Here is a 6,475-nt window from a genome sequence, read left to right as displayed (position 1 = left end):
AGTTTTGCAAAAGAGTTTGGTGTAAGGTACTTGTATTTTGACCTGCCAGCTACGGTTTTGGGTAAGAAAATTAAGGAAGTCAGGATAGTGCCAAGGCTGGGTGGTAGATGGTTTGAGATTGAGTATGTGTATGAAGATAAGCAGCAGGTAAGTATTTTTGATTTGAGCAGGTATTTAGGGATAGACTTAGGGCTTGACAATTTTGCGGCGGTGGTTGATACCATCGGGACTGCCTTTTTGATAGATGGCAGGTTTTTAAAATCAGTCAACCGATGGTACAACAAAGAAAGGGCAAGACTTCAGTCAATCTACAGCAAGCAAGGAATAAAAATGTGGCAGAAAACTTGCTTTAGTTTCTCGCAAAAGGCAGCATATAATTGACAACTTTTTGAATCAAGCTGTGAGTTTGATAATCAAGCACTGTTTGAACAATCAAATATCTGCAGTAGTTGTTGGCAAGATGAAAGGTATAAAGCAGGGGATAGACCTTGGGGTTGTAAACAATCAAAATTTTGTGGGGATACCATATGATAAGTTCAAGAGGAAGCTAAAATCAAAGTGCATGAATTATGGTATAAGGTATGTGGAAGTGGATGAGAGCTATACATCACAAAGATGTAGCAGGTGTGGGCATATTAGCAAAAGTAGCAGGAAATACAGGGGATTGTATGTATGCAAAAAGTGTGGGTGTGTAGTAAATGCGGATATAAATGGAGCGATAAGTATACTTGTGAAGGTATAAGGTAGAGTCTGTGGTGAAGCAGATAACCAGCAGTAGATGTGTGAACCAACCTGTGAGAATAAGGGTAGCTTGAGATGCTGCCAAACTTCTCTACATTACCTCCACCTCTACAGGTGGGTGGTAATTCACTTTGTGCAATTCTACTTGATTGAGGTACTCTTCTTTCTTATGCACTTTTTCAAATCTCATAAATGGTCATTCCTTCTTAATTTGATTACAAAAATTCTAAGATTGCTTATAAAAATTATATTACTTTTCCTTAAATTGGTCAATGAAAGAAGTAGAGTAATCTAAAACTACATGGAATCAAATAAGTTGGAAACACAAAGAAAAAATTTTTAGCCATAGTCCAAAAACATTTGCAATTCTCATAACTAAAATTATAAAATAAAACTATCAACAAAAACTCAAGATGAGAGGAGAAAGATAAGATGAGAGAGGAGTTTTACAAGGTCTTTTTAACTGAAGATGAGATACCACATAGCTGGTATAACATTACTGCTGACTTAAAAACTCCACTTGACCCGCCGCTTGACCCATCAACAAAAGATTTGATTGACCCAAGTAAACTCAAAGCAATTTTCCCTGAAGAGCTAATAAAGCAAGAGATGGCAACAGAGGCATTTGTACCAATTCCAGAGGAAGTGTTAGAGTTTTACAAACAGTACAGACCAACCCCGCTTATCAGAGCAAAGCGATTGGAAAAAATTCTTAATACTCCTGCCAAAATATTCTATAAGTATGAAGGTGCAACTCCATCTGGAAGCCACAAGTTAAATACTGCTATACCACAGGCATATTATAACAAAAAAGAAGGAATAAAAAGGCTTGCAACAGAGACAGGTGCGGGCCAATGGGGGTCTGCTTTGGCAATTGCCTGCAACTTCTTTGGACTTGATTGCACAGTATACATGGTAAAGGTAAGCTACAATCAAAAGCCTTACAGAAGGATATTAATGGAAACATTTGGTGCAAAGGTAATACCAAGTCCAAGTGAATTTACAGAGGCAGGAAGAAAAATTCTTGCACAAGATCCAAACTCACCCGGAAGCCTTGGCATTGCAATAAGCGAGGCAGTGGAAGATGCTGCAACTCATCCTGATACAAACTATTCCTTAGGAAGTGTTTTAAATCATGTTATTTTGCATCAAACCATAATAGGAGAAGAAGCAAAACTTCAAATGGAAAAGATAGATGAATATCCTGACATAGTTATAGGTTGCTGCGGTGGTGGCAGCAATTTTGCAGGAATTAGCTTTCCCTTCTTGAGGGATAAGTTAAGAAATGGAAAGAATATAAGAGCTATAGCAGTTGAACCTGCGGCATGTCCGACTTTAACAAAAGGTAAGTATACATATGACTATGGAGATGTTGCAGGACTCACGCCTCTTCTTAAGATGTACACAGTAGGAAGCCAATTCGTTCCGCCAAGTATTCATGCAGGTGGGCTACGATATCACGGTGATTCGCCAATTGTCAGCAGGCTTTATAAAGATGGGATAATTGAGGCAAGAGCATATAAACAAAGAGAAGTTTTTGAAGCAGCCGTTTTATTTGCAAGATCAGAAGGCATTATTCCAGCACCTGAGTCTGCTCACGCTATCAAAGCTGCAATAGATGAAGCAATCAAAGCACGTGAAGAAGGTGTCACAAAGACAATTTTAATTTCGTTAAGTGGGCACGGTCACTTTGACCTTGCTGCATATGAAGATTATCTCAGCGGCAGGCTTGAGGATGTTGAGATTTCTGATGAAGACATTAAAAAGACATTGAGCAAATTGCCATAAAACAGCAGAAAAACTAAGAGGGCAAGGCTACTTTCCTTGCCCTTTTAATACAAGTCCTACTTTGTTTGATTTTTTGTCAATTACAACATAGCCGAATTTAGGGAATTTAAATGTATGTTTATAAAGCTGATAATCTGTTGAATTTAGTGTAGAGTCAGGAGAATATCTGAACCTGTAGGTTTCACTGTCCACGAAAGAATATTGAGAGTTCTTGGCTGAAAATTTTACCACAAAACTGCCTTTTGTATCTATAAGCCCTACATAATCCTTTGTGGCAACAGCAGCCATCTGAGCAAAAAATGGACCTGCCTTGATATATTGAGGGCTTATAACAATTTTTCCAGAAGAATTAATATATCCCCATAAATTTGACTTCATTACAGCTGCGTATCCCTCAGAGAAGTTTTCTGCTTTGTCAAATTGAGGTTTTATAGCAACTTTAAAGTTTTTGTCCATAAATCCCCATTTTCCATTTTGTTTAAAAGCTATAAATCCTTCGCTAAGTTCTTTTATATCATCAAGTTGAGGTTTAACTACATATTTTCCGTTTATATCAACAATTCCCCATTTTTTATTTTTACAAACTGCTACCAATTTATTTACCTCAACAAATTTGGCATTTTCATATACTTCTTTGCTTTTTATATATACATAACGTCTATTAATATGTTTTTCAAATGTAAGGTAATATTTATTATTTTCAATTACGTATGAAACAAGATTGGATGATAATTCGTCTGATTTATTTTTACCTGAAGATGGTGCAGAATTTGATTTATTTGCTAACATAGCCTGCACTGCCTCTGCAAATTTACTGTCTGCTAAAGCTTCTTTAAAAGAATTATATTTAAACTCTACAACCACATTTCCATTTGTATCAATAGCACCGCACTTTCCATCTTTAGAAACGAGAATATATTCCAAATATGAATTTGGCCAAACGCCTTCTTTCAAGTCAACAGCTTTAAGAGTAACTTCCTTAGGGTTAGGATATTTTACGCTTGGATCGTATAAAGCATAGACAAAATTCATTTTTTCAAACTGAGGACTGACATAAATTTTTTTACCCAGATTAAAAAAACCGTATTTGTTATCTTTATTGCAAACATATATACCTATCCATGGATTTATAACATCAAGAGAGTCTAACTCTGGTTTTACAATAATTTTTGCATTTGTATCAATAAATCCTGCTTTCCCGTTTTGCCAGACAACAAAGATATCTTTATAGAATTTATCTTCAATGCCCATTATTGAGGCACCATCATAAACTATAGGCTCTATTTTATCAAACTGCGGTTTTAAAAGGATATTTCCAGATAAACTTAAAATTCCCCATTTTTCATCCTGAAGATAAGAAATCCAACCATTTTCCCAGAACATTACATCTTCAAACTGCGGTTTTATATATACAAAATTTCGAGAAGAGGATTGCTGAGCATTTGTTAAAGTCAGAATGCTAATTGAAAGAATAAATACCAGTAAAAAGCAAATAAAGATTTTGACTTTTTTCATAAAATTTTCCTCCTTTTTTGAAAGGTTTCATTAAAAATATTTTTTAATTTACATTTAAATCTGCTTATACTAAAAAATCAATATAAAATAAATCACTGTATAAGGTATTATAATCATATTTTAAAATAAATTCAACCATGTACAAAAAATACATATTTAATATTTAGTATGAGATTTAGTACAATTAAATAGTGGGTATATATATTCTTGTAACAAAAAATATATTTAGGGAGGAGAAGTGAAAAATTGAAAAAAGGCACAAAGATCCTTTTAGCTATTTTAGTTTTGATTGTAGTAGCTGTCATGTACACCTTTTCGACGTATAATAGCCTTGTTCGTATGGCAGAAAATGTTGATAACAAATGGAGCCAAGTTGAAAATCAGCTTCAAAGAAGGGCAGACTTGATTCCAAACCTAGTTAATACTGTAAAAGGCTATGCAAAACACGAAAGAGAGATTTTTGAAACCCTTGCCCAGGCACGCTCTAAACTCTTAAATGCAAATACAATAGAAGATAAGGCAAAAGCAAATGATGAGCTTTCATCTGCAATTTCGAGGCTTTTAATGATAGTTGAAAACTATCCAAATCTCAAAGCAGACAGAACATTTGTCCAGCTTATGGATGAACTTGCTGGTACAGAAAATAGAATTGCCGTTGCAAGAAAGGATTACAACGATGCAGTAAAACAGTACAACATGAAAATAAAGGTTTTTCCGAACGTTTTGATTGCACGAATGTTTGGATTTGAAGAAAGACAGTATTTTCAAGCATCAAGCCAAGCTCAGAGCGTGCCATCGGTTGACTTTTCAAAATAAAAAGGAGAAGATAGGCAATGAAAATAAAACAAGGTTTGATCCATTGTATACTTCCAGCGGCATTTGTAGTGGCAATTTTGATTATATTTACATCTTTTACCAAAGCATTTGCACAAATTCCCAAAAAGCCTGTTGAAAATGTCTACATTTTTGACTATGCAGACTTGATTGATAGCTCTGATGAAGATGAAATGAGGGCTTTGGCAAAAGAGATAGAAGACAAATCAAAGGCCGAGATAGTGGTTGTAACTGTAGAAACTCTTGGCAGCTATACAATAGAAGAATATGCAAATGAGCTTTTCAATAGTTGGGGGATTGGCGACAAGGAACTTAACAATGGTGTTTTGATTTTGGTGAACAAAGAAAATTTGCTATCTGGCAAAAGAGGGAGAATAAGAATAGAAGTTGGATATGGTTTAGAAGGTGCAATAACAGATGGCAAGGCGGGAAGGATACTTGATGAGTATGCTATACCTGCATTTGAGAATAAAGAGTATTCAAAGGGGATAAAAGATACATTCTTTGCTGTTGCAAGCGAGGTTGCAAAGGAGTATGGACTGAAGATAGAAGGACTTTCTGGCTATGGTGTAGATGAAAGTGGTGATGCTACGTCGACAGAAATTCAAGTGGGCGACCAGAGCCCAGACCAAGAGTCTGATATTCCGGATTTTGCAATTTTTGTTGCTGTAGTTTTAATAATAATATTTTCATTTTTTAGTAGAAGACGAAAGAGAATTTATTGGTGGGGACAGGACCCATGGGACGGGGATGATGACCACCACCATTTTGGTGGGTTTGGCGGATTTGGTGGGTTTGGCAGAGGCTCAGGAAGTTCTGGTGGATTTGGCGGCTTTGGAGGAGGTTCTTCGGGCGGTGGTGGCGCAAGCAGGTGATAAAGCCTGCTTGCGTAAAATTTTTATTTTAATAACTTTTCTTTCCTAATCAGTCGTCCCACTCATAATCAAAGGAATCCCAAAAATCAAGGTCGTCAACAATATCGTCCATTTCACTTGGCATCTCATAGTCTGCATCGAAAAGGTCAAAGTCATCTTCCAATTCTTCTTTGAAATATTCATCTTCTTCAAAAAGGCAGTCTTCCACCTCTTCTTCGGTTTGCGGTTCGATATAATTTTCAATCTGTTTGCCTTTTAGCATTTTTTTATATTTTTCACTAAATGTGGAAATGCAGTACAGGTTAAGGACATATTCGGGATCGTGTGACAGGTAACACTTTCCTTCTATTCTTTTTTTAAACTCTAATTAGGCTTGATATTCAAGTAAAATCTGGGCATAGACTTCCTTTGAACTTTTTGGAATAGAAGATAAATGTTATCTCTCCCTTCTTATAAGAGAGATATTCCTCTTGTAATAATAAAATTGGAAAAGCAGGAATTGAAGTTAAATCTTTTGCGAAATTTAGACATTAATGCGGGCTACAACTGTGAAAAAATATGTTTGAAAGGCAGAAAATAAAGTTTCAATCCCCAAAGGGCAGGCTACAAACATGAGTCACCTGACTTTCCCAGGTTGCAAATAGCTGTTTCAATCCCCAAAGGGGAGGCTACAAACCCATCGGGTAATGCACAACGTAAGTCGCCATTAGGTGTTTCAATCC

General features: G+C 36.0%; 5 protein-coding genes and 1 pseudogene. 4 read left to right on the top strand and 2 right to left on the bottom strand.

Going from position 1 to position 6,475, the window contains the following annotated elements; genetic code table 11:
• A pseudogene (locus tag H964_RS11015) lies at nt 1-815 on the top strand (RNA-guided endonuclease InsQ/TnpB family protein); the annotation flags it as partial.
• 358 nt (nt 816-1,173) lie between these two features.
• On the top strand, nt 1,174-2,529 hold the full coding sequence (locus H964_RS11010; RefSeq protein WP_039767636.1) for a TrpB-like pyridoxal phosphate-dependent enzyme: 1,356 nt from the start codon (nt 1,174-1,176) through the stop codon (nt 2,527-2,529).
• 27 nt (nt 2,530-2,556) lie between these two features.
• Here the strand turns inward: H964_RS11010 and H964_RS11005 are convergent, their stop codons facing one another.
• Complete coding sequence (locus H964_RS11005; RefSeq protein ID WP_039767634.1) at nt 2,557-4,044, bottom strand: WG repeat-containing protein; 1,488 nt, start codon at nt 4,042-4,044, stop codon at nt 2,557-2,559.
• 246 nt (nt 4,045-4,290) lie between these two features.
• Here H964_RS11005 and H964_RS11000 point away from each other — a divergent pair, with 246 nt between their 5' ends.
• Both H964_RS11000 and H964_RS10995 read left to right on the top strand, forming a co-directional pair.
• On the top strand, nt 4,291-4,860 hold the full coding sequence (locus tag H964_RS11000) for a LemA family protein (protein WP_039767632.1): 570 nt from the start codon (nt 4,291-4,293) through the stop codon (nt 4,858-4,860).
• Nucleotides 4,861-4,877: 17 nt separating this feature from the next.
• The gene (locus tag H964_RS10995; protein WP_039767630.1) at nt 4,878-5,753 is read left to right on the top strand and encodes a TPM domain-containing protein; all 876 of its coding nucleotides are present in this window, start codon (nt 4,878-4,880) and stop codon (nt 5,751-5,753) included.
• Nucleotides 5,754-5,802: 49 nt separating this feature from the next.
• On the opposite strand, the gene H964_RS13145 is transcribed toward H964_RS10995, so the two are convergent.
• On the bottom strand, nt 5,803-6,015 hold the full coding sequence (locus H964_RS13145; protein ID WP_237738280.1) for a hypothetical protein: 213 nt from the start codon (nt 6,013-6,015) through the stop codon (nt 5,803-5,805).
• Nucleotides 6,016-6,475 lie beyond the last annotated feature (460 nt).

Source organism: Caldicellulosiruptor sp. F32, from assembly GCF_000404025.1.
GTDB lineage: Bacteria > Bacillota > Thermoanaerobacteria > Caldicellulosiruptorales > Caldicellulosiruptoraceae > Caldicellulosiruptor > Caldicellulosiruptor saccharolyticus.
Note: the sequence above shows the minus strand (reverse complement) of the source record. Positions and strands in the feature narration are given on the sequence as shown.